Source organism: Rhodoferax sp., from assembly GCF_028688795.1.
In the GTDB taxonomy this organism is placed as follows: Bacteria; Pseudomonadota; Gammaproteobacteria; order Burkholderiales; family Burkholderiaceae_C; genus Rhodoferax.
The window spans coordinates 188,206-208,350 of the sequence record NZ_JAQTXM010000002.1; the positions used below are offsets into that span (position 1 = coordinate 188,206).

General features: G+C 58.5%; 16 protein-coding genes. 6 read left to right on the top strand and 10 right to left on the bottom strand.

Going from position 1 to position 20,145, the window contains the following annotated elements; genetic code table 11:
- Positions 1-26: 26 nt before the first annotated feature.
- Positions 27-440 carry a cytochrome c gene (locus tag PHQ58_RS02570; protein WP_300106431.1) on the bottom strand — a complete coding sequence of 138 codons (414 nt, stop codon included), beginning with the start codon at positions 438-440 and terminating at the stop codon, positions 27-29.
- A gap of 157 nt (positions 441-597) precedes the next feature.
- Between PHQ58_RS02570 and PHQ58_RS02575 the strand changes: the two genes are divergently transcribed.
- The 3 genes from PHQ58_RS02575 (at position 598) to lon (ending at position 4,175) form a co-directional block, all read left to right on the top strand.
- Positions 598-1,251, top strand: a complete 654-nt coding sequence (locus PHQ58_RS02575; RefSeq protein ID WP_300106434.1) for a BON domain-containing protein — start codon at positions 598-600, stop codon at positions 1,249-1,251.
- A gap of 63 nt (positions 1,252-1,314) precedes the next feature.
- Positions 1,315-1,719, top strand: a complete 405-nt coding sequence (locus PHQ58_RS02580) for an Hsp20/alpha crystallin family protein (protein ID WP_300106437.1) — start codon at positions 1,315-1,317, stop codon at positions 1,717-1,719.
- Between the two features lie 113 nt (positions 1,720-1,832).
- A complete protein-coding gene (gene lon, locus PHQ58_RS02585) occupies positions 1,833-4,175 on the top strand; it encodes an endopeptidase La (protein WP_300106707.1) in 2,343 nt (780 codons plus the stop codon).
- 6 nt (positions 4,176-4,181) lie between these two features.
- On the opposite strand, the gene PHQ58_RS02590 is transcribed toward lon, so the two are convergent.
- The 4 genes from PHQ58_RS02590 to PHQ58_RS02605 form a co-directional block, all read right to left on the bottom strand.
- Entirely contained in the window at positions 4,182-4,418 is a 237-nt protein-coding gene (locus PHQ58_RS02590; RefSeq protein ID WP_300106439.1) for a BON domain-containing protein, read from the bottom strand.
- Between the two features lie 171 nt (positions 4,419-4,589).
- Positions 4,590-6,032 (bottom strand): exodeoxyribonuclease I, encoded by a 1,443-nt coding sequence (gene sbcB / locus PHQ58_RS02595; RefSeq protein ID WP_300106442.1) that lies wholly within the window; start codon positions 6,030-6,032, stop codon positions 4,590-4,592.
- A 74-nt stretch (positions 6,033-6,106) separates the two neighbouring features.
- The gene (locus tag PHQ58_RS02600) at positions 6,107-8,341 is read right to left on the bottom strand and encodes a bifunctional (p)ppGpp synthetase/guanosine-3',5'-bis(diphosphate) 3'-pyrophosphohydrolase (RefSeq protein WP_300106445.1); all 2,235 of its coding nucleotides are present in this window, start codon (positions 8,339-8,341) and stop codon (positions 6,107-6,109) included.
- A gap of 16 nt (positions 8,342-8,357) precedes the next feature.
- The gene (locus PHQ58_RS02605; RefSeq protein ID WP_300106447.1) at positions 8,358-9,263 is read right to left on the bottom strand and encodes an alpha/beta hydrolase; all 906 of its coding nucleotides are present in this window, start codon (positions 9,261-9,263) and stop codon (positions 8,358-8,360) included.
- A gap of 152 nt (positions 9,264-9,415) precedes the next feature.
- Between PHQ58_RS02605 and PHQ58_RS02610 the strand changes: the two genes are divergently transcribed.
- Positions 9,416-10,186, top strand: a complete 771-nt coding sequence (locus tag PHQ58_RS02610) for a 3-hydroxybutyrate dehydrogenase (RefSeq protein WP_300106449.1) — start codon at positions 9,416-9,418, stop codon at positions 10,184-10,186.
- A 224-nt stretch (positions 10,187-10,410) separates the two neighbouring features.
- Positions 10,411-11,298, top strand: coding sequence for a transglutaminase family protein (locus tag PHQ58_RS02615; protein WP_367187263.1), 888 nt, complete (start codon positions 10,411-10,413; stop codon positions 11,296-11,298).
- Positions 11,299-11,325: 27 nt separating this feature from the next.
- Here the strand turns inward: PHQ58_RS02615 and PHQ58_RS02620 are convergent, their stop codons facing one another.
- The 3 genes from PHQ58_RS02620 to PHQ58_RS02630 are packed head-to-tail and all read right to left on the bottom strand — an operon-like array spanning position 11,326 to position 15,323.
- A complete protein-coding gene (locus PHQ58_RS02620) occupies positions 11,326-13,740 on the bottom strand; it encodes an EAL domain-containing protein (RefSeq protein ID WP_300106452.1) in 2,415 nt (804 codons plus the stop codon).
- Positions 13,737-14,162 carry a phosphate ABC transporter substrate-binding protein gene (locus tag PHQ58_RS02625; RefSeq protein WP_300106455.1) on the bottom strand — a complete coding sequence of 142 codons (426 nt, stop codon included), beginning with the start codon at positions 14,160-14,162 and terminating at the stop codon, positions 13,737-13,739. The genes PHQ58_RS02620 and PHQ58_RS02625 overlap by 4 nt, the downstream gene beginning before the upstream one ends.
- A 6-nt stretch (positions 14,163-14,168) precedes the next feature.
- The gene (locus PHQ58_RS02630) at positions 14,169-15,323 is read right to left on the bottom strand and encodes a hypothetical protein (protein WP_300106458.1); all 1,155 of its coding nucleotides are present in this window, start codon (positions 15,321-15,323) and stop codon (positions 14,169-14,171) included.
- 397 nt (positions 15,324-15,720) lie between these two features.
- On the opposite strand from PHQ58_RS02630, the gene PHQ58_RS02635 reads away from it, so the two are divergent.
- Positions 15,721-16,812, top strand: a complete 1,092-nt coding sequence (locus tag PHQ58_RS02635) for a beta/gamma crystallin-related protein (RefSeq protein ID WP_300106461.1) — start codon at positions 15,721-15,723, stop codon at positions 16,810-16,812.
- Positions 16,813-16,889: 77 nt separating this feature from the next.
- Here the strand turns inward: PHQ58_RS02635 and PHQ58_RS02640 are convergent, their stop codons facing one another.
- Together PHQ58_RS02640 and PHQ58_RS02645 are read right to left on the bottom strand one after the other, a co-directional pair.
- Positions 16,890-19,379 carry a serine/threonine protein kinase gene (locus PHQ58_RS02640; protein ID WP_300106464.1) on the bottom strand — a complete coding sequence of 830 codons (2,490 nt, stop codon included), beginning with the start codon at positions 19,377-19,379 and terminating at the stop codon, positions 16,890-16,892.
- 20 nt (positions 19,380-19,399) lie between these two features.
- Positions 19,400-20,008, bottom strand: coding sequence for an SIMPL domain-containing protein (locus PHQ58_RS02645; RefSeq protein ID WP_367187264.1), 609 nt, complete (start codon positions 20,006-20,008; stop codon positions 19,400-19,402).
- Positions 20,009-20,145: the final 137 nt, after the last annotated feature.

Genomic DNA, 20,145 nt, shown 5'->3' on the forward strand with positions numbered 1-20,145 from the left:
GAGATCTTTTCAATGCTGAAAAAACGCTATTTTTCCTGGATGCGTGCCAGATAGTCGAGCAAGGAGGTGATGCGGTTACGGGCATGCAAATCAGAAGGCTGGGTGTCCTCGGCACGGTAGATGTAGCCCCAAACTGGCATTTCACGAGCGCCGTGTGAGCCAATAGCGGCGTAGGCCCTGCCGTCTATCACCTCCCAGAGGCGCTGGTTTGGAAACACGCCACCGTTGTCACGTGCCAAGCGCGTCAGGTCTGTTGCCGGCTTGGTGAGATATACCTTCATGGCACCGTCGCCTTTACCGCTCACACCGTGGCAACTGGCGCAACTTGCCAAGTACTCGTTCTTGCCGAAATCGACGCTGCTCTGTGCAAAAGTGGTGCCGCCTAACTGGGTGATACAGGCCAGAACACCAGCCTGAACCATGGTTTTATTTAGCTTCATGATGACCCTTTCATGTGTGAAATCAAATCTTGACTGAGCAGTTGAAGTGTGCTGTTGTGCCCGGCCTGTCAATTGATTATTCGCAACGCAGGGCCGCAAATCGTGGCTATTCTGGCAAGCCAAACCTGATCACCAAGGCGTTTAACCAGGAGGTGCCATGAAGACCGATTCTGAATTGAAGAAAGAAGTGCTTTCTGAACTCTTATGGGATCCGCATGTGTCAGAAACCAGAGTGGGCGTCTCAGTCAATGAAGGGGTGGTTACCCTGACCGGACACCTTGACAGCTATGCCGAGAAGGTAGCCGCAAGGCGCGCCGCCGAGCGTGTCAACGGGGTCAAAGCGGTGGCTGTTGAACTTGACGTGATTGTGCAAGGACCCCACCAACGCAGCGACACCGAAATTGCAATAGCTGTGGAACATGCTCTGGGCTGGAATACATCCGTGCCGCAGGACCGCGTCAGGGTAGCGGTAGAAAAAGGCTGGGTCACCCTGAGTGGCGAGCTCGACTGGAATTTTCAGCGCCGTGCTGTTGAACGCACGGTTCGCCAGCTCAAGGGTGTTGTTGGCATCACGGACAACATTCAGCTCAAGGCGCTGCCCGTACCCGCCCTGCTGAAAGATCGCATTCAAGACGCACTGACGCGTCAGGCCGTGCGGGAAGCCCGCCGCATCGAGGTGTCGGTGGATGGCAGCGTGGTCACACTGGACGGTCATGTGCACTCATGGGCCGAGCGCATCGCAGCCGAAGGCGCCACTTGGTCAGCGCCCGGTGTAAGCCGTGTGGTCAACCAGTTGACGATTGAGTCATGAGCTGCCCAAGAACCTCCAACGAAGCCATTGCCAACCGACACCGAGACAGAAAAGAGGACTGAAATGCGAAAGACTGACTCACCTGCATGGATGCTGGCCAAAGCCATAGATTTGCTTCGGAGTGCAGGCGGGATGCACCAACAGTTTTTCCAATTGGGGCAGGTGGACGACTCTCCGCGCTGGGAGCCACCAGTAGACATGTTTGGCGATGAGCGGGCACTTTGTCTGCTCATCGCGCTTCCTGGCGTGACGCCTGAGCGCCTTGACGTTACGCTGGAGCAGCAAACGGTGGTAGTGAACGGCGTGCGTTCATTGGGCTCAACCTTTGGCGCTGACATGATTATTCAGCTAGAAATTCCTTATGGTCGCTTTGAGCGCCGTGTGCAATTGCCCCATGCCGACTACCGCATGGTTGACATGTTGCTACGAGACGGCTGTTTGCGACTCACGCTTGAGAGAATGCCATGAATACCAGCCCACAACTCCTGGATACCGACGACACCACTACGCCGCCCAATGGCGACCAAAAGCTGTTGATATCGGATGCATCGCAGCCCCTGCCCTCAGTGCCAGACGATGCCATGGTCATTCTTCCGGTGCGCAACATGGTGATGTTTCCTGGCTTGATCGTTCCTATCGGCATTGGCCGTGAGAGCTCGATCAACGCGGCCCAGTATGCCGTCAAAACAGAGCGCCCCGTGGGGATACTGATGCAGCGCAACCCGGATGCCGATGTCCCCACGGCTGATGATTTGTCCACCATGGGCACGGTGGCCGCCATCCTGCGCTACGCGACCTCGCAAGACGGCACACACCACATCATCTGCCAGGGGCAACAGCGCTTTCGTGTGCTCGGCTACTTGCCGGGCTTTGACTTCACGGTGGCGCGGGTGGAGCGCATCAGGGAAGACAGCGCTGGCATAAGCCCTGAGGACAAACGCGAAATCGAGGCCCGCTTTTTGCAACTCAAGGCGCGCGCGACTGAAGTGCTGCAGCTGTTGCCGGGCGTACCCCATGAAATGCTGGAGGCCGTAAAAAATATTGAAGCACCCGGCATGCTGGCCGACCTGGTGGCGGGTTATGTGGACATCAAGGCCACAGAGAAGCAGGAACTGCTTGAAGAAATTGACTTGCGCAGGCGACTTGACCGGGTCATTGACATGCTGGTGCATCGTATAGAGGTGTTGAACCTGTCGCGCGACATTGACCAACGCACCAAGGCCAGCATTGGTGAGCGCGAACGCGAATTTTTGTTGCGTGAGCAGCTCAAGACGATCCAGAAAAAGCTCGGCGAGGGCGGGGCAGACAACTCAGCCGAACTGGATGACCTGAAAAAATTGATCGATGAGGCCAACATGCCTGCGGACGTGGAGAAACAGGCCGTGAAGGAATTCAAGCGGCTGGAACGCATGTCGGACAACTCCACAGAGTATTCGATGGTGCGCACCTACCTTGATTGGCTGGTGGAGCTACCCTGGAAAACCCCAGCCCCTGATGACATTAACGTGGCCCGGGCACGCCAGGTGCTTGACGAAGACCATTTTGGGCTGGAGGCGGTAAAGAAGCGCATTCTTGAATTTCTGGCGGTACGCAAGCTCAAACCCGGTGGCCATGGCCCCATTCTTTGCCTGGCTGGGCCACCTGGCGTGGGGAAAACGTCACTTGGCCAATCCATCGCCCGGGCCTTGGGTCGCAAATTTGTCCGGGTGTCCCTGGGCGGCGTGCATGACGAGGCCGAGATTCGGGGGCACCGACGCACCTACATTGGCGCCCTGCCCGGCAACATCATTCAGGCATTAAAGAAAGCCGGCACGCGCGGTTGCGTCATGATGCTTGATGAAATTGACAAGCTTGGCACGGGCATTCACGGCGACCCCTCTGCCGCCATGCTGGAGGTGCTTGACCCCGAGCAAAACAACACCTTCAGGGACAATTACCTGGCCGTGCCCTTTGATTTGTCACAAGTGATCTTCATTGCCACTGCCAACATGCTTGACCCCATACCCGGGCCGCTACGCGACCGCATGGAGGTGCTGCATCTGGCCGGCTACACGCAGGAAGAAAAGCTTGAAATCGCCAAACGTTACTTGGTACACCGCCAATTTGAGGCCAATGGCCTGCGGCCAGAGCAGCTCACGCTCACCGACGAGGCCCTGATGGGCATCATTCGCCGCTACACCCGCGAGGCCGGTGTGCGCAACCTGGAGCGGCAAATTGGCGCGGTCTGCCGCCATGTGGCGGTGCGCCTGGCCGAGGGAAGTGCCCAATCACAACGTGTGGATGCGCCCGATCTGAGCGAGATTTTGGGTCAGTCCAAATTCGAGAGTGATGTGGCCTTGCGTGCCGGCATGACCGGCGTGGCCACCGGCCTGGCCTGGACACCAGTGGGTGGCGACATCTTGTTCATTGAAGCCACGCGCACGCCCGGCAGCGCCCGCCTGATCCTCACCGGCCAGCTTGGTGACGTGATGAAGGAGTCTGCCCAAGCGGCACTGACGCTGGTGAAATCCAGGGCATTGGCGCTCAACTTGGCGCCTGCAGTATTTGAGAAAGCCGACGTGCACATTCACGTGCCGGCTGGTGCCGTTCCCAAGGACGGGCCGAGCGCAGGCGTGGCCATGTTCATTGCGCTGGCTTCGCTGTTCACCGGTCAACCGGTTCGCAGCCATGTGGCGATGACAGGCGAAATCAGCCTGCGGGGGCTGGTGTTGCCGGTGGGTGGCATCAAGGAAAAAGTGCTGGCAGCCCTGGCGGCAGGCATCAAGACGGTGATGCTGCCAGCGCGCAACCGCGCCGACCTGGAAGAAGTGCCGGCGCAAGCCAAGGCACAGCTTGAATTCATCTTCCTCGACAACGTCGAAGAAGCTTTGCTGGGGGCCCTTGGCCTGGCAGCGCCTGAGCAAAGACAGGTCGCGCTGCTTTAAGTGATGTTAGTGGTGCCGGTGCTTGACGCCAGCCGTTGGCTTGACCTTGATGGCAAGGCCGCGCATGCCGGGCACGCGCCGCGCGGCACGCTCCACCTGAAACCGGGTTTGGTAGGTGTCTACCGCGCCTGACAAGGTGACCATGCCACCCTCTACGTTGACTTCGATGTCCGAGCCGTTGATGGCTGGAATCGCATCCAGTGATTCCATCAACTCGGCTTTCAAGTCTGCATCTGATCTCATCCCCATATCTCCTCCTGTGCAAAGCAGGCGCCAAGCGGGCGCGCTGTAGGTCAAACAGATGAGTGACTTTAGGGAAACAGGGCCTTTTCCTGTTGAGAATTCGCAACGTCGCAGCAGACAAAGGCTTTGGCCAAGAGGACCAATCGGCGCCACATCAAAGCGCTTGTGCGGTTAATCGCGCGGCGGGGCAATCGCTTCAGCGTAGTCGTAGAGCGCACCCAAAATGGCCTCGCCACGCTCGTCCGCGCTCTCGGCCAGCTTGTCGAGTTCTTCAAAGAGTTGGTCAACGGTCATGGCGCCAGCATCACCGTCAAACAAGCGCGCTGCGCGCTGCGCTTCCCAGCGTTGCTGCTCCTCGGTGGTCAGGCTTTGTGGAAAATTGCGCGCGCGGTAGCGCCACAGCAGTTCTCCCAGGCGCGCATCGTCAAAGTTTGGCCTTGCGCTGGCAAGTTCTTGGGGGGAGCGCTGGCGCAAATCATTGAGCCTGCGCCGGTCCGAGTTGCCGACAAAGCCACCATACAGGTCCTCATCCACATCGACCGGGCCAGCGGCAGCACGTTTGAACACCTCAACCCAAATGGCGCTCATGTCGGGCAGATCGCGGGCTTTTGCAGCGTTTTGTTTTTGCGACTCAAGGTCAATGCCCCAACGCTGCGCCATCTCGGCACTGAGCACTTTCAGGTTACTCATCACCATGGGCGATTTGTTCAGGTGCACTGACTTGACCGGCAGGCGGCTCATGCCTTCGGGTAAATCGGCCGTTTTACTGAACAACCGCAGGCGGATTTTTTCGGCGTTCAGGCTGGCCAACTCGCTTGGGTCATGGGCCAAATCCCATGCCAGCAACTCGTTTTTGTTGCCTGGGTGCATGGCCAGCGGCCACATCAGGGCGATGCAGCCGCGCTCAGGTGAAAACATGCCGGAGATGTGCAAAAAAGGCTTGGCATGCGTCAACGTGGTGGGCAAGCCCAGCTCGGTCATGACGCGGTCTTTTTTGTGCAGCCCAAAGCAAAAGTCAAACAGCTTGGGCTGGGCGGTTTTGATGAGGCGCGCCAGGGCGATGGTGGCATGCACGTCGCTCAAGGCGTCATGCGCCGACTCGTGCGCCAGGCCGTTGGCGGCGGTCAGGTCGGTGAGTTTGAAGCTGGGTTTGCCCTCGGCGTTAAGCGGCCATTGGATGCCCTCAGGGCGCAGGGCGTAAGCGGTGCGAACCACGTCAAGCAAGTCCCAGCGGCCACAGTCGTTTTGCCACTCACGGGCGTAGGGGTCGATCAGGTTACGCCAAAACATGAAACGGGTGATTTCATCGTCGAAGCGGATGGTGTTGTAGCCCACACCCACCGTACCAGGCCAAGCCAGGGCGTGTTCGATTTGGGCTGCAAACTGGTGCTCTGGCAGGCCTTTTTGCAAACATTCCTGCGGCGTGATACCGGTGATCAGGCAGGACTGCGGTTCAGGCAAAAAGTCATTGGCTGGCTGGCAGTAAAGCATGATCGCCTCGCCAATCTGGTTCAGCTCGGCATCGGTGCGAATGGCAGCAAACTGAGCTGGGCGTGCGCGTCGGGTATTGATGCCAAAAGTCTCGTAGTCGTGCCAGAGAAAGGTGTGGGTCATGGACATATCAATTAATTATTTGCCATATATTAAATAGCTGCATGCGCTTACTTAAAAAGGGCTACGGGCTGTTTTTACTTACGACGCACCGAACGTACACCAGACAACTCAGCCACCAGCCCCATCACCTTGTGCAGCCGGCCCGAGTCGGCCACCTCCACCGTAAAGGTCATCCAGGCTGTGCCTTTGATGGACTGGGTTTGCACCCCAATCACGTTCATTTTTTCTTTGGTAAAAACTTCAGATATATCACGCAGCAGGCCCGTGCGGTCTTGCGCCTGCACGGCCACATCCACCGGGTACACCGAGCTGCCAGCGGCCTGCTTTAGGCCCCATTCCACGTCGATCAGCCGCTCCCCATTTTTGGCCAGCATCTCGGCCAGATTGGTGCAATCGGCACGGTGCACGCTGACGCCTTTGCCACGCGTGACAAAGCCAACGATTGGGTCCGGCGGGGCTGGTTTGCAGCATTTGGCCATTTGCGTCATGAGCGAATCAACTCCTACCACCAGCAGGCCGCCCTTGCTGGGGTTGTCGCCGCTACGGGGTTTGCGAATCAGCGGTGCCTCGGCGTCAAACTGGGCGGGCTCGTTGGGGCGTAGCAGCTGCTCAATGGGACGCAACGAAAACTCGTCTTTGCCGACCGATTCAAACAGCGCATCGGCTGAGGTAAAGCCGAGTTGCGAGGCCAGGTCTTCCAGTTTGATGGCCGTCTTGCCCTCACGCTGCAGCAGCTTTTCAACCACCTCGCGGCCTTTGGCAATGGTCTCTGACAGGGCCAGTGCATTGAACCAAGCACGCACCTTGGTTTTGGCGCGGTGGCTGACCAAGTAGCCCAATTCGGGGTTGAGCCAGTCACGCGACGGGCCGCCCTCTTTGGTAACGGTCACCTCAACAGTCTGCCCGTTTTTAAGCGGCGTGTTGAGCGGCACCATGACGCCGTCGATCCGCGCGCCCCGGCAGCGATGGCCCAAACTGGTGTGAACGCTGTAGGCAAAGTCAACCGCCGTGGCACCCTGGGGCAGCTCAACGATGGCCGCGTCGGGCGTCAGCACGTAAATGTTGTCTTCGAACACGCCTTGCGTCTGGGTGCCTGACAGGTCACGCTCCCAGGCCAATAACTGGCGCAACACGGCAATCTTGGCATCGTATTCGCCGCTGGCCGACACCCCCGCGTAGCCTTTGGCCCCAGCTTCCTTGTAGGCCCAATGCGCGGCCACGCCGTTTTCAGCATGTTCGTGCATGGCCTGGGTACGGATCTGGATCTCGGTTGGCAGGCCAGCGCTGTCGCGCACCACGGTGTGCAAAGACTGGTAACCGTTGACCTTGGGTTTGGCAATGTAATCGTCAAACTCTTCAGGAATGGGTGTGAAGTGGCTGTGCACCCAGCTCAGGGCGCCATAACACTCAGGCACCGTCGCCACAGTGATGCGCATGGCCCGCACGTCATACACCTGCTCAAAATCCAGTGACTTGCCACGCATTTTTTTCACAATGCTGTAGATGTGTTTGGGCCGGCCGGACACTTTGGCACTGATACCGTTGGCATTCAGGTCAGACTCTAGCTGAGCGCGCATGTGCTCCACATAGGTTTCACGCTCAACCCGCTTTTCATCGAGCAGCTTGGCCACTTGGCGGTAGGTATCGGGCTCCAGAAAACGAAAGGCCAAGTCTTCCATTTCCCACTTCAGTTCCCAAATGCCAAGACGGTTGGCCAGCGGCGCAAACACCTGTAGGGCTTCGGCGGCAATGCCTTCGGTCACTGGCAGCTTGCTGGCGGCAAAAAAACGCAAGGTTTGCAGGCGTGAGGCCAGCCGCAGCATGACCACACGCAAATCACGCGAAAACGCCAGCAGCATCTTGCGCACGTTTTCGGTCTGCATCGCCGTGGTTTGCGCCATGGCGTGGGTGGCGACATCACCAGACAAGCGGGTCTGGCGCGCATGCCGCTGCACCCGCACCAGCTTGGTAGTTTCCATGGCCAGCGCGGCAAAGTTGTCGCCGAAGGCCTTGGCAATCACCTCTTGAGGCTTGTTCAGGTGATCGCAGGCATACACGAGGTAACTGGCCGCTTGCATCGCCTCTGAGCCCCCAATACCGCGCAGGATGTGGGCCACGGCATCAGCATGGGCCAGAATGTTTTCACCGGTGTCGAGCGTTTCGCCCGCCAGCAGCGGCTCGGCAAAGGCGCGCGCGCGGGCCAGCGCGTTGGCCTGCTCGGGCAAGCTCTTGGCGGTGGCGGCCACCACTGGCAGCATCGGCTTATCGATGGTTGAGTTGGCGCAATCGTCTATGTAGAGGCTTTTCATCAGGTGAGGCTCGGGGTCAGTCCAGCAAAAAAGAAAGCACGGCCTGCACTTGGTCATCTGCCACAAACGTCGGCGCATGGCCGACCCCAGCAAATTCAAGCAGCCGGGCTTTTGGGCCGCGCTGGGTCATGGCCTGCGCCGTGGCTACCGAGAGCAAATCAGACTGGGCACCTCGAATCAACAAGGTTTGCGCGGTGATCTGGTCATAGGCCTGCCACAACAAGGCCTCACCCTGGGCCGCAGACTCTGCGGTGATTGCCTTGAAAGGCTCAGCCAGCGCCGGGTCATAACGCAGCGTGAATTTGCCACTGCCGTCCGCCAGGGGTTTGAGTTGTGGGCGGCTCAAGGCCAGCCACTGCGCGGGTGTGTGGGGGCCAAAACTGCTGGCAATGGCCCACAGCGCATCAGCGGCCTGCTGCTCGGAGTCAAACACGCCAATTTTTCCCAGGTACTGGCCAATGCGCTGCAAGGCTTGCCATTCAATCGCCGGCCCCACATCATTGAGCACCAGTCGGCGCACCTTGGCAAACGCCGGGGCTTGGGGGAACCCTGCCACAGCCATGCCGATCAAGCCACCCATGCTGGTGCCCAGCCAGTCCAGCGTGGTCGGTTGCAGCTGTGCCAGCAACGCCAACATATCGCCAGCATAAGTGGGCACCTGGTACAACGCCGGGTCTTTCAGCCAATCACTCCGGCCGCGCCCGGCCACATCGGGGCAGACCACGCGAATGTTTTCGCCGCGATCAGCAGCGCGCTGGCACAAGGCCCGCGCCAGCACATCAAAGTCGCGACCCTGGCGTGTCAGGCCGTGCACACACAGCACCACGTGGGCGCTGTCAGGCTGGCCCCATTGCCAATAGGCCATGCTATGGCCGCCCTGCGCATCGGGACAGTTGACAAATTCAAGGGTGGGTTCAAACATGGGAAAGTCTGCAATCAAAATGAAGGCTGGATAATGACCAGGTGGCATGTGCTTAAGGCTTGCGTCAGGCACATGGCAGCATCCTAATTCAAACTCTGCCGACGGCTTGGCTGCCGTCTGCTTCATTCAATTCATTTCACAAGGAAACCCCCATGCTCAAAGGCAAAACAGCACTCGTCACCGGATCCACCAGCGGCATCGGCTTGGGTATTGCCAAGGCGCTGGCAGCACAAGGTGCCAATATCGTCATGAATGGCTTTGGCGATGTGGAAGGCCCCAAAGCTGAAATTGCGGCACTTGGTGTCAAAGTGGCCTACCACGGGGCCGACATGAGCAAGCCCACTGAGATTGAAGCCATGGTGGCCTTTGCTGCTGAACAATTTGGTCGCATTGACATTCTGGTCAATAACGCCGGCATTCAGCATGTGGCCCGCATCGAAAACTTTCCTGTAGACCGCTGGGACGCCATCATTGCCATCAACATGAGCAGCGCTTTTCACGCCACCCGCGCCGCCCTGCCCGCCATGCAGGCCGCGGGCTGGGGCCGCATCATCAACGTGGCTTCCGTTCACGGCTTGGTGGCTTCCGCTGAAAAATCAGCCTATGTCACGGCCAAACACGGCGTGATCGGCCTAACCAAGGTGACCGCACTAGAAAATGCAACAACGGGCATCACCTGCAACGCGATCTGCCCCGGCTGGGTGCTGACGCCGCTGGTGCAAAAGCAGGTAGATGCCAAAGCAGCAGCACTTGGCATCTCCAATGACGAAGCCAAGAATCAGTTGCTGGGTGAAAAAGAGCCATCGCTGCAGTTCACCACACCCGAAGAATTGGGTGCGCTGGCAGTGTTTTTCTGCTCACCAGCTGGCAACAATGTGCGCGGCGTGGCGTGGAACATGGACGGCGGCTGGGTAGCGCAATAACGCTATATAAAATATAGCTACTTGCACTTATTTAATAAGGTCTAGAGGCTTATTTTCTATAAATTTCAAGAGGTGGGCCTGATGCCTGCTTCTTGCGTTCCATTTGCTTGGTGTGCCATCGCACAGACGGTGTTTCAGATGCCAACTTAACATGGTGAAAAATCGACAGCCAAAGCGGCTTGTCAATTCAATTCTTAACCCGCACATGCCCACCAGAGATGTCCATGCACACCTTACAACGCCCAGCTTTCAGCGAGCAGCAGCAAGCTGCCATTGCACCCCAGTTCTCGGCCACAGGCTTGCAGATTCGTGTTGGCTTCGAAATGGTCTACGAGTGCCCAGCCCCGACACCCATGATTTTGTCGCTGCACGTCCACCACTCGCGCGCGCCTGATCTGATACGCCCGGACATTCTCGTCACCAATCCGCCCCTGCCTGTGGTCGCCTACCGTGACATGTTTGGCAACTGGTGTAGCCGCATCGTGGCGCCTGCGGGGCGATTGGTGTTAAGCGCCGACGCGCTGGTGCATGACAGCGGCGAGCCTGACCCGATTGCCCTGGGTGCCCAGCAGGTGCCAGTCGAGCAACTGCCTGAATCCACGCTGGTGTTTTTGCTGGGCAGCCGCTACTGCGAAACCGACCAGTTGTCCAACGTGGCCTGGCAACTGTTTGGCAACGCGCCAACTGGCTGGGGCCGGGTACAGACCATTTGCGATTTTGTGCACCAGCACATTGAATTTGGTTACCACCACGCCCGGCGCACCCGCACGGCGCTGGAGGCTTATAACGAAGGCCAGGGCGTGTGCCGCGACTACGCCCACCTGGCCATTGCCTTTTGCCGCTGCATGAACATTCCAGCGCGCTATTGCACGGGTTACCTGGGCGACATTCGTATTCCACCCATTCCTGGTCCGATGGATTTTGCCGGCTGGTTTGAGGCTTACCTGGGCGACCGCTGGTACACCTTTGACGCCCGAAACAACACACCACGCATTGGCCGTGTGCTGATGGCCCGGGGCCGAGATGCCTGCGATGTGGCGCTGGCCAGCACCTTTGGGCAGAACGAATTGCGCCAGTTCACCGTGTGGGCCGACGAGGTCGTCGCGGCTTAGACAGAATTAAGCGTCATCCTGCGTCGGTCACACTTTTGACCGGGCCAACAGCTCGGGCACACGGGCTGCCACGGCGCCGAACTCTTCCACGGGCACGGGCCGCGAGAAATAGTAGCCTTGCAGGTACCGGCAGCCCAGGCGCTCAAGCGCCACCACATGGCTTTTCAGTTCGACGCCTTCCGCCACGATTTCCAGCCCAAGGCTGTTGCCCATGGCAATGATGGCACCAACCAAGGTGTGATCGTTGTTGCCATGATGCATGTCCTGCACAAAGGACTTGTCAACTTTGAGCGTGTCCACCGGGAACATCTTGAGGTAAGACAACGAGGAGTAGCCAGTGCCGAAGTCATCCAGGTAAACGCGAAAACCCATCTGGTGCACGGCGTTAAGCCACTGCAAGGTTTTTTCAACATCACGCAGCATCACGCCCTCGGTGATCTCAAGCGCCAGCTGGGCTGGTTCAATGCCGTAATGCGTCACGATCTGAAGCAGTTTGGCGGGCGCAAGGCCATCCGGTATCTGCCGCCCCGAGACATTCAGCGACAAGCTGTAATCCAGACCCTGATTCTTCCAGGCCAACAATTGCTGGCAGGCCGCGTCGACCACAAACAGGCCAATATCGACAATCAAGCCGGTTTTTTCCGCCAGCGGAATAAAGCTGTCGGGCGAAATCAGACCCCGCGTCGGGTGGCGCCAGCGAATCAGCGCCTCTGCCCCAGACAGGCGCTGGGTGTGCAGATCGATGACAGGTTGGTAAAACAGCACGAATTCACGGCGACTGATGGCGTTGCGCAGGTCACTTTCCATGTGCCTGCGGTGTTCCGCAGCAGCAGTCAGCGTGGCATCAAAAAACACATGTTTGTCGCCACCGGCAGATTTGGCGCTGTCCATGGCCAGTTCCGTCTGGCGTAACAACTGCGGCACATCAAATCCATCGTTGGGAAACAGCGTGATGCCCATGCTGGCATGCAAGCTGATGGGTGAACCGTCAACAAAGCAGGTTTGCCGGATGGCCCGCATGATGCGGCTCGCAACCCGGTCTACCGCGTCTCCTTGGGTGATGTGATTCAGGATGATGCTGAAATTGTCCGAACCCAGCCGCGCCAGGGTGTCCTCATTTTTGAGGCAAGCCGCCAGCCGCTTTTTAGTGGTCTGCAAAATCAGGTCACCGGCTGGCAAGCCCATGCCCTCATTGATGCGCCGAAACTCATCCAGATTGACCAGCAGCAGGGCAAAGCCACCGGTTTTTTCGGTGGCAAAGTTTTGAACCAGGGTGTGCAAACGGGCCTCCAGCCCCTGCCGGTTGGCCACGCCCGTCAGCGGGTCTGTGATGGCAAGTTGCCTGGCCATGGCTTCTGATTCCTTAAGGTGGCTGACATCGTGCACCACACCTTGAAGCAGGTTTTCATCCACTGAGCGCAACACCAGGTTGACCCAGCTGCGCTCGCTGCCTGACATCAGCGTCTGCAAGTCTTTTGTCACCGCGGTGTTCTGCTGCAAGGCCGTTTGAACTAGCATGCTCACCTGATCCGGGTCTTGCCAAGGCAACTGGCGAATCTTGAGCACAGGCAAGTCACTGCCAAAGGGCTGCAAACTGAGGTCAAACAGACGGGCAAAAGCCGGATTCCAGGAACTCAGTACCCCTTGGCGGTCGATCAAAAACAGCCCGGACTCGGCATTATCAAAAATGGTGTGGTACTTTTTCTCGTCAACTTCGCCCTGAATGCGCAATTGATGCTCGGTTGCCAACGCGCTAACCAGGCGCTCAGACAGGGCATTGATGTCCATGACCAACTGGCCAATTTCTGTCTTGGTGTGTCCTTGGGGCGTGGCCAGGCGCTCGCCAGCCGTGGGGTCCATGCGGTGCAAGCGGTCTGACATGGCCTTGATCGGTCGCACAATAAAAAGCAACATGATCACCACCATGGCCACAGTCACCATGCCCAACTGCCAGCTCAATTGAATGGCAGCCAGCCAGACTTCTTGCCTGATGCCCGCGTCAATGACCAGCGGGTCAGGCGTCAATTGAATGTGACCCACCTGTTTTTTGCCATTGAAAGGCGAATAAATCAAACGATTGAGCGACAGGGTGGGGGCGGTCCCCAAGGCCCGGTCATGGCCCTTGTTGGCCAGCACTTCTTGATCACTTGTGATCCTGACCGACAACACATCAGAATTGCTCAACAAACCCTGCGCCAGTTCAGCAGCAAGGGTTTGGTCCTTGGCGAAACAGGCCACCGCCAGCGTGCTTTGGACCGTGTCGAGCAGTTCATTCAGCCTGGTTTGTGATGCCCGGTGGGCGCGTTGACTGGTGGCCTGAGCCGTGTAGGCCACCGCCACCACACCAGCCAGCAAGGACGCCAGAATGACCGTCAATACCGAGCGCCACAGCAGCCCGCGCATTCGCAGGGGTTCAAGCAGCGTCCAGGGGAAATTTGTCACCGGGGAAACTCCAGAACAATTCGAAATCGCTTGTCAAGCTGGCTGCGGTCGATGTACCCAATGCTGCTGGTGCTGCCGACCAGCAGACTGATGGTTTCGGCCGAATTCGCTGCTTGCAGCGGCGGCGAGGTCTTGCCAGAAAAAATCAGGCGTGCCCAATAGGCGTTGACTTCATTCAAATCCTTGTTCACCAGCCTGCGGTAAAACTCGGCTCTGAGCGGGCTGCTTTCGGGTTGGTCAATCGGCACTGCCGTGCCCCCGTTGGGCAGCCTGCGATAGCGCCCCAGAAAGATATTGGTAACGTCATCCTGGCTGAGCCCACTGATGGCGCTGGCGGCATTGACCACCACCACCGGCTCGGCACTGACAGCCTTGCACAGGGCGAGCAGCATGAAAAAAAGCGTCAATAGCAACGGTTTCATGACGGACTAAAACACAAAATCCAGCGCCAAACTGAAAACGGTCATGTTGCCGTCCCAGCCTGGCTGATTGTTCTTGATCAGGAAAACCGATGTCGGCTTGCCGCGTACTGCGTCCACTTGCGCTTTCAGGGCCAGATTTTTCTGGAGGTCCCAGCGTCCACCCAGGGTGTAGGTGTTTTGGTCCATAACGCTATGTAACACCAGCGATGCCGTGATGGCATCAATGCCTGCCAATCCGCTGGTGGGCAGTGCGCCCATGGTCGAGAAACTGCGTGACACACCCATATAAGGCGTTACCGCCCCCAACCGGTACGCCGCTTGCACATAGCCCGCTTTGGAGTCGGCATAGGCCGGGCTGTCGTGCCTGATCAGGTTCAGCATGAACTGAATATTGACCGGCCCCTGGTCGTACACCACGCCCAGCGAACTGAACCGTGCGCGCTGGTTCGCCATTGCCATGTCTGGCACCAGCGACAGATAAGGCACACCACCAAGTGGATCGCCACTCGCCTGCAACAAGGTGTCTGTTGGGGCTTCATGCCCAAAACGCACTTGCGCATGGCTCAGTCGAACCTGCCAGGGGCCAGTTAAATAATCCAGATAAGCACCGACCAGGGTCGAGCCCTTCAATTCCCATGAAATACCCGGCGCAAAAGGTGACTTCTCGGGCGACCGGCCAGCAAACAGCTTGCCTTTGAGCAGCCCGGTCGCGACCGGAAAAGTAGCGCTGACATCCACGCCATCGATGTAGGAGAACACCAAAGAGCCGTAAAAATCTGGTGGTGGCCTGACACTGAGGTTGGCATAGCCCACCAGCCTTGAGTCACCCAGCATGTAGAACTCGGTCCCCAAGCGACCGCCACGCAGCGAGAAATCAGGTGAAAAATCATGGCGCAAAAAAGCCCAGGTCAACTCAGGCTTGTAGCTTTCGTCGGCATGGTACCGACTGACTGTTTGCAGCACAGCCTCTGTGCTGGAACTGAAATGAACATTGGCCTGAAAACCCAGCAGGCTGTCCACCTTGGCAGTCCATTGGGTGCCCGCCCCTTGCGGCTGGGACAGGTCACGGACGAACTGGGCGCTGTCGGTGTTTGATCGGGTGAAGCCCAGTGTGCCAAAACCATGCAGGCTAATCCCTGGCATGTCTGGTATGTCAGGCATCGCGTCATGACCGCTAGACCACGACACGGTCGGACAGCTCAGCATCATGCCCGCCAGCCAACCCATCACCCGCCTTTTACAGGACGCCGAAAAATCAACTGCACAGCATTTTCTAGCGAAAAACATGATGATTGAGTGACTCCAGATGCGAACTCCACCGAAACAAATAGACGGCCAGCCCAGTGTATCTTTCCTGAACTGACAAAACGCTGAGTGTTGATGGGAAAGCACGTGGCCTCTCTGATTTTTGCGCCCCCAAATAGCAGCAAGAAACAGCGGCACAGGGTGCGACAACGCACAGACTGATAGTGCTTGCCCAACCTACCATCGGCTCAGAAGTTCAGGGCATGCGCCGACGACGTCGGTCCGCTTTGAACAAATCCAACAGGAGCACTTGATGACATCATCCGTTAAAACCCTCTTTGCTGTGGCCGCTGTGGCCATGGCTGCCCAGGCCTCGGCACAGGTCACCTTTTACGAGCAGGGCAACTTTCAGGGACGCTCGTTCACCACGCAGCGACAGATCAACAATTTTGAGCGTTTTGGTTTCAATGACCGCGCCTCGTCGGTTGAAGTGATCGGCAACCGCTGGGAAGTCTGCGAAGACACCCAGTTTCGTGGACGCTGCGTGGTGCTGCGGCCCGGCAAATACCCATCGCTGGCCGCCATGGGCCTGAACGACCGCGTGTCATCCGTGAAAGCCATTAATCGCAACGCCCGCGTTGACGAGCGTCGCTATGCACCTGCACCAGCCGTGACGCAAGTCACCTTTTACCAGCAAGAGAATTTTGGCGGTCCGTCTTTCAGCACCAGCCAGGGTGTGCTGAATTTCCAGACCCAGAACTTCAATGACCGCGCCTCATCGGTGTTGGTCACCGGCGGTCAGTGGGAGGTGTGTGAAGACGCCCGGTTTGGCGGTCGCTGCGCCATCTTGCGTGAAGGGCGCTACCCGTCCCTGGCGGCAGTGGGTTTGAGCAACCGAATCTCATCCACCCGACTGGTCAGCAACGAAGCGCCCAACGCCGCAATGGCGCCTGATTACCGTCAACGCACCAATGAACGCCTTTACGAAGCCACGGTGACATCGACACGCGCTGTCGTCGGCACACCCGAACAACGCTGCTGGGTTGAAAAAGAACAAATTCCCCAAGCCCAGAGCAATTCCAACGTGCCCGCAGCCATTGCCGGCGCCCTGATTGGCGGCATTCTGGGTCACCAAGTGGGCGGCGGAACCGGTAAAGACCTCGCCACAGTGGGCGGTGCCATCGCCGGTGCAGCGGTTGGCAACAGCGTGGGGCGCAACGGCAACACCGATCAAGCAACCACCCGTGATGTGCAACGCTGCGAAAACGTGAGCGGCCAGGCGCGGCCACAGTATTGGGATGTGACCTACACATTCCGGGGTGTTGACCATCGGGTGCAAATGACCACGCCTCCTGGTCCAACCGTGACGGTTAACGCGCAAGGCGAGCCCCGCGCGCAACGCTAAGCCTTAAAATTAGCTACTAAAAAAATAGCTTCTATCGCTTATTTCATAAGGTCTAGAAGCTAAAAATACATATAAATTCACGAAGATTGCTTGAACGCCATCACGGCCTGGTTGCGCAGGGTGCGCAGCAGGGCCAGTTCTTTTTCATCGACTCTCAAGCCGCCTTTTTCTGCCTTGTCGGCGTAGATCAAGCCAAACGGTTTGCCTTTGATGGCCAGCGGCAAGATCAGGAAAGTCGGTGCGTTGTACAACTTGCGATACCAGCCTGGCAAGCGGTCGGCCAGCCGCGGGTCGCTGGCATCGCTGATCAAGGTGTCGGCGCCTTTGGTGCAGATGGTGGCAAACAGGTCTGGCACCGCGACGCCGCTCAAGGGCACGCAAAACGATTTCACCACGCCTTCTACACCTTCGCCTAAGCCAAAGCGGCCCGTGAGGGTGTCGGTTTTGGCATCGCGCATGCAGAAGATGATGCGGTGAAAGTCCAACGCCCGAAACATGGCCTCAAGAATCATGCGCAACACATCACTGAGCTTGAAGTCTTCCACCATCACATTGGTGATGTCTTGGATGCCCGCAGCCAGGGTTTGCGACACGTGAGCAGAAGACGGCTGTGCCAACTTTTCAGCGGGGGTCAATTGACTGGCGGTTGCGGCTTTTGTGGCATGCAGCTCCGTGGCCGCCAGAGCATCATGGTGTTCCTGCTTGTATTCCGCGTGACTCACATCCGCAGCCTCTGAACCGGTGAGCAATTTTGCAGCCCGGGAGTTACTCTTGACCCTGAGGTCCATGGCTGCTGCCAATTCCACCAGCTTTTTTCGCGCCACGGTGGTGGCTGCCTGCACCTGAGTCACCGACAAACCCAGTGTTTTGCCAAATTTTTTGGCTGCTTTGTCCAGGTGCGCATCGACCTCTTTGGGGTCGCCATGCAGCATGGCATCGGCCATGTCGTTGGCTGCCCGCGCGGTCCAGCGCAGACGGCTTTGCGCCTCAAACGGCACGCGGCTGGGCGGTTCACCGGCTGGTAACTGCATGCAGCGCTGAATGCTTTCAGGCAAACCCCAGGCACGCGCCACACCCACACCCAAAGCCTCGAAACTCATACCCAAGACACGGTGCGACGCGGCCGCTTCGCTGGTTGGCTCACTGGTTGAGGCGGTCATGGCACGAATGCTGGCCGCTTCTTCGGGAAAATAAAACTGCGACAGCATGCGGCCCAGATTTTGAAACAAGGCGCCAATGAAGGCTTCTTCACCCTCGGCACTGGTACTGGAGAGTTCCGAGGCAATCGATCCGGCCATCAGCCCGCGCAAAAACTCTTCTTTGAGCAAGTGGGCGTTGGTTTTGTCCTGCATGTGCTCAAGCAGCACCAAGCTGAGCGCCATATTGCGAATGCCATTGAACCCTACCAGGCTCACCGCCCGTGAGACCGTGCCAATGCTGCTGCCGCGCGAATAGTGCGCACTGTTGACCAGGCGCAGCAGCTTGTTGGTGAGCGCCACGTCTTTCAAGATTTCATTGGTGACGCTGCTGATGCTCTCGGTCTCGGAGGTGGCCATGCTCTGAATGCGCACCACCGATTCGGACAGCGCCGGAAAGTCGGTCTTGTTGCGCATGCGGCGCAGCAAAAAATCCAGCGTGCTGGTGTTGCTGCCGCTGCTTGTGGCTTCTGCGCCCACAGCAGCCTCGCTCTGCTGTGCAGCCCAAGTTTTCAGGGCGCCCAAAAAGACATCGCTGGCCGGGTACCGCTGAGCGGCATCACGGTGCAGCGCACGCAATACGATGGCGCGAAGGCTGTCGTCCAGCCCTTCCAGCAAGGCTGCGGGAAGTTGCAGCGGCTCGTAAGCGGCGCGATAGATCGCGCGGTAAGCATCGGTACTGGTCTGCAAGGGCTTGCCCCACAGCAACTCGGCCAGCATCAGCCCGGCGGAATACACATCCATGACTGGCGACACTGGAGCGCCCCGCGCCGCCTCGGGCGCCATGTAAGCCGGCGTGCCAGCCACTGTGGCGCTGGTCGCGTTGGGGTTGGCGCCAGGACTGACGCGCTCGGCAATACCAAAGTCCATCACCCGAGCACGCCCATTGGCATCGAGCATCACGTTCGACGGCTTCAAATCGCGGTGCACCACACCGGTGGCATGTGCGGCCACCAGTGCGCCAAGCACATCCACCATCAGCGCCACCGCCCGCTCGGGCCTTTGTGCCCCCTGCGTGGCCAGCAGCTGCGCCAGCGTTTGCCCTTGCACATACTCAAACACCAAATAAGGCCGCTGGTCTTGCACATCGGCCTCAAACACCGGCACGATGTTGGGGTGGGTCAGGCGGCTGACGCTGCGCGCCTCGGCCAGCCATTGGGTCAGCGCTGAGGCATCCGGGCCGCTCATGGGTTTCATCAGCTTGATCGCCACCTCGCGCTCCAGCCGGGGGTCAAAGGCCAGCCAGACTTGGGCTTGGGCACCCTGGCCCAGCAAGCGCTTGAGCTCGAACCGCCCCAAATTAGCGGGCATGGCGTCTGCGCCACCCGCTGTCATGCGCCTCAATGTGGCAAGCGGCGAAAAATCAACCATGACAATCTTCCTGCGCTCAATTACTTCAAATGCACCGAACCGGACACCGTGACGGTGACCGAGGTCAAGCCTGCCTCCAGCGGCACAGGTGCGCTCTCCGCCACCGTGCGTGCGCTCATCGCCATCATGGGGGGGCGCCCACCACCCGAGTCGCCGGCGTTGATGTTGGCCTCAACCAAGCTGTAGCTTGAATAACCAAAGCTCTTGGCGGCCTCACTGGCGCGTTGGCGAAACTGCGCAATGGCCTGGCTTTGGGCCAAGGTTTCAGCGCCCTGGCGTTGCTCCGGCGTCAGGCCAAAGCTGGCACTGGCCACGGTGAGGGTTTGCAACTTGCCGGCGATTTCACCCATGCGGGCAAAGTCACGACCCTGCAGCACCAGCTCGGCCGAGCCCTGCCAGCCGGTCATTTTGCCGTTGCGGTCGTAGCGCGGAGACAAGCCAAAGCGGCCGGTCCGCACCTCGGTGGCGCTGCTCTTGGCCTCGCGCCTGGCCAGCGTCAACGCGTCATCCAGCGCCGCCTTCAACTGGGTCTGCACGGTTTGCGCATCGGCCCCCTCACGCGTTGTGGTGAGGGACAGCGTCAGCACATCTTGCGCAATCTGCACACTGGCGCTGGCTGACAGGGTCACCCGCTGACTTAACTCTGGCGGTGTTAAATTTTGAGAAAAAGAAGCTGTAGCCCATATGAATAAAGTGCAAGCAGCTATTGATTTAATAGTATTTTTCAATCTTTTTTTCCTCAGAATTAAACAATTTGTCAGTAATA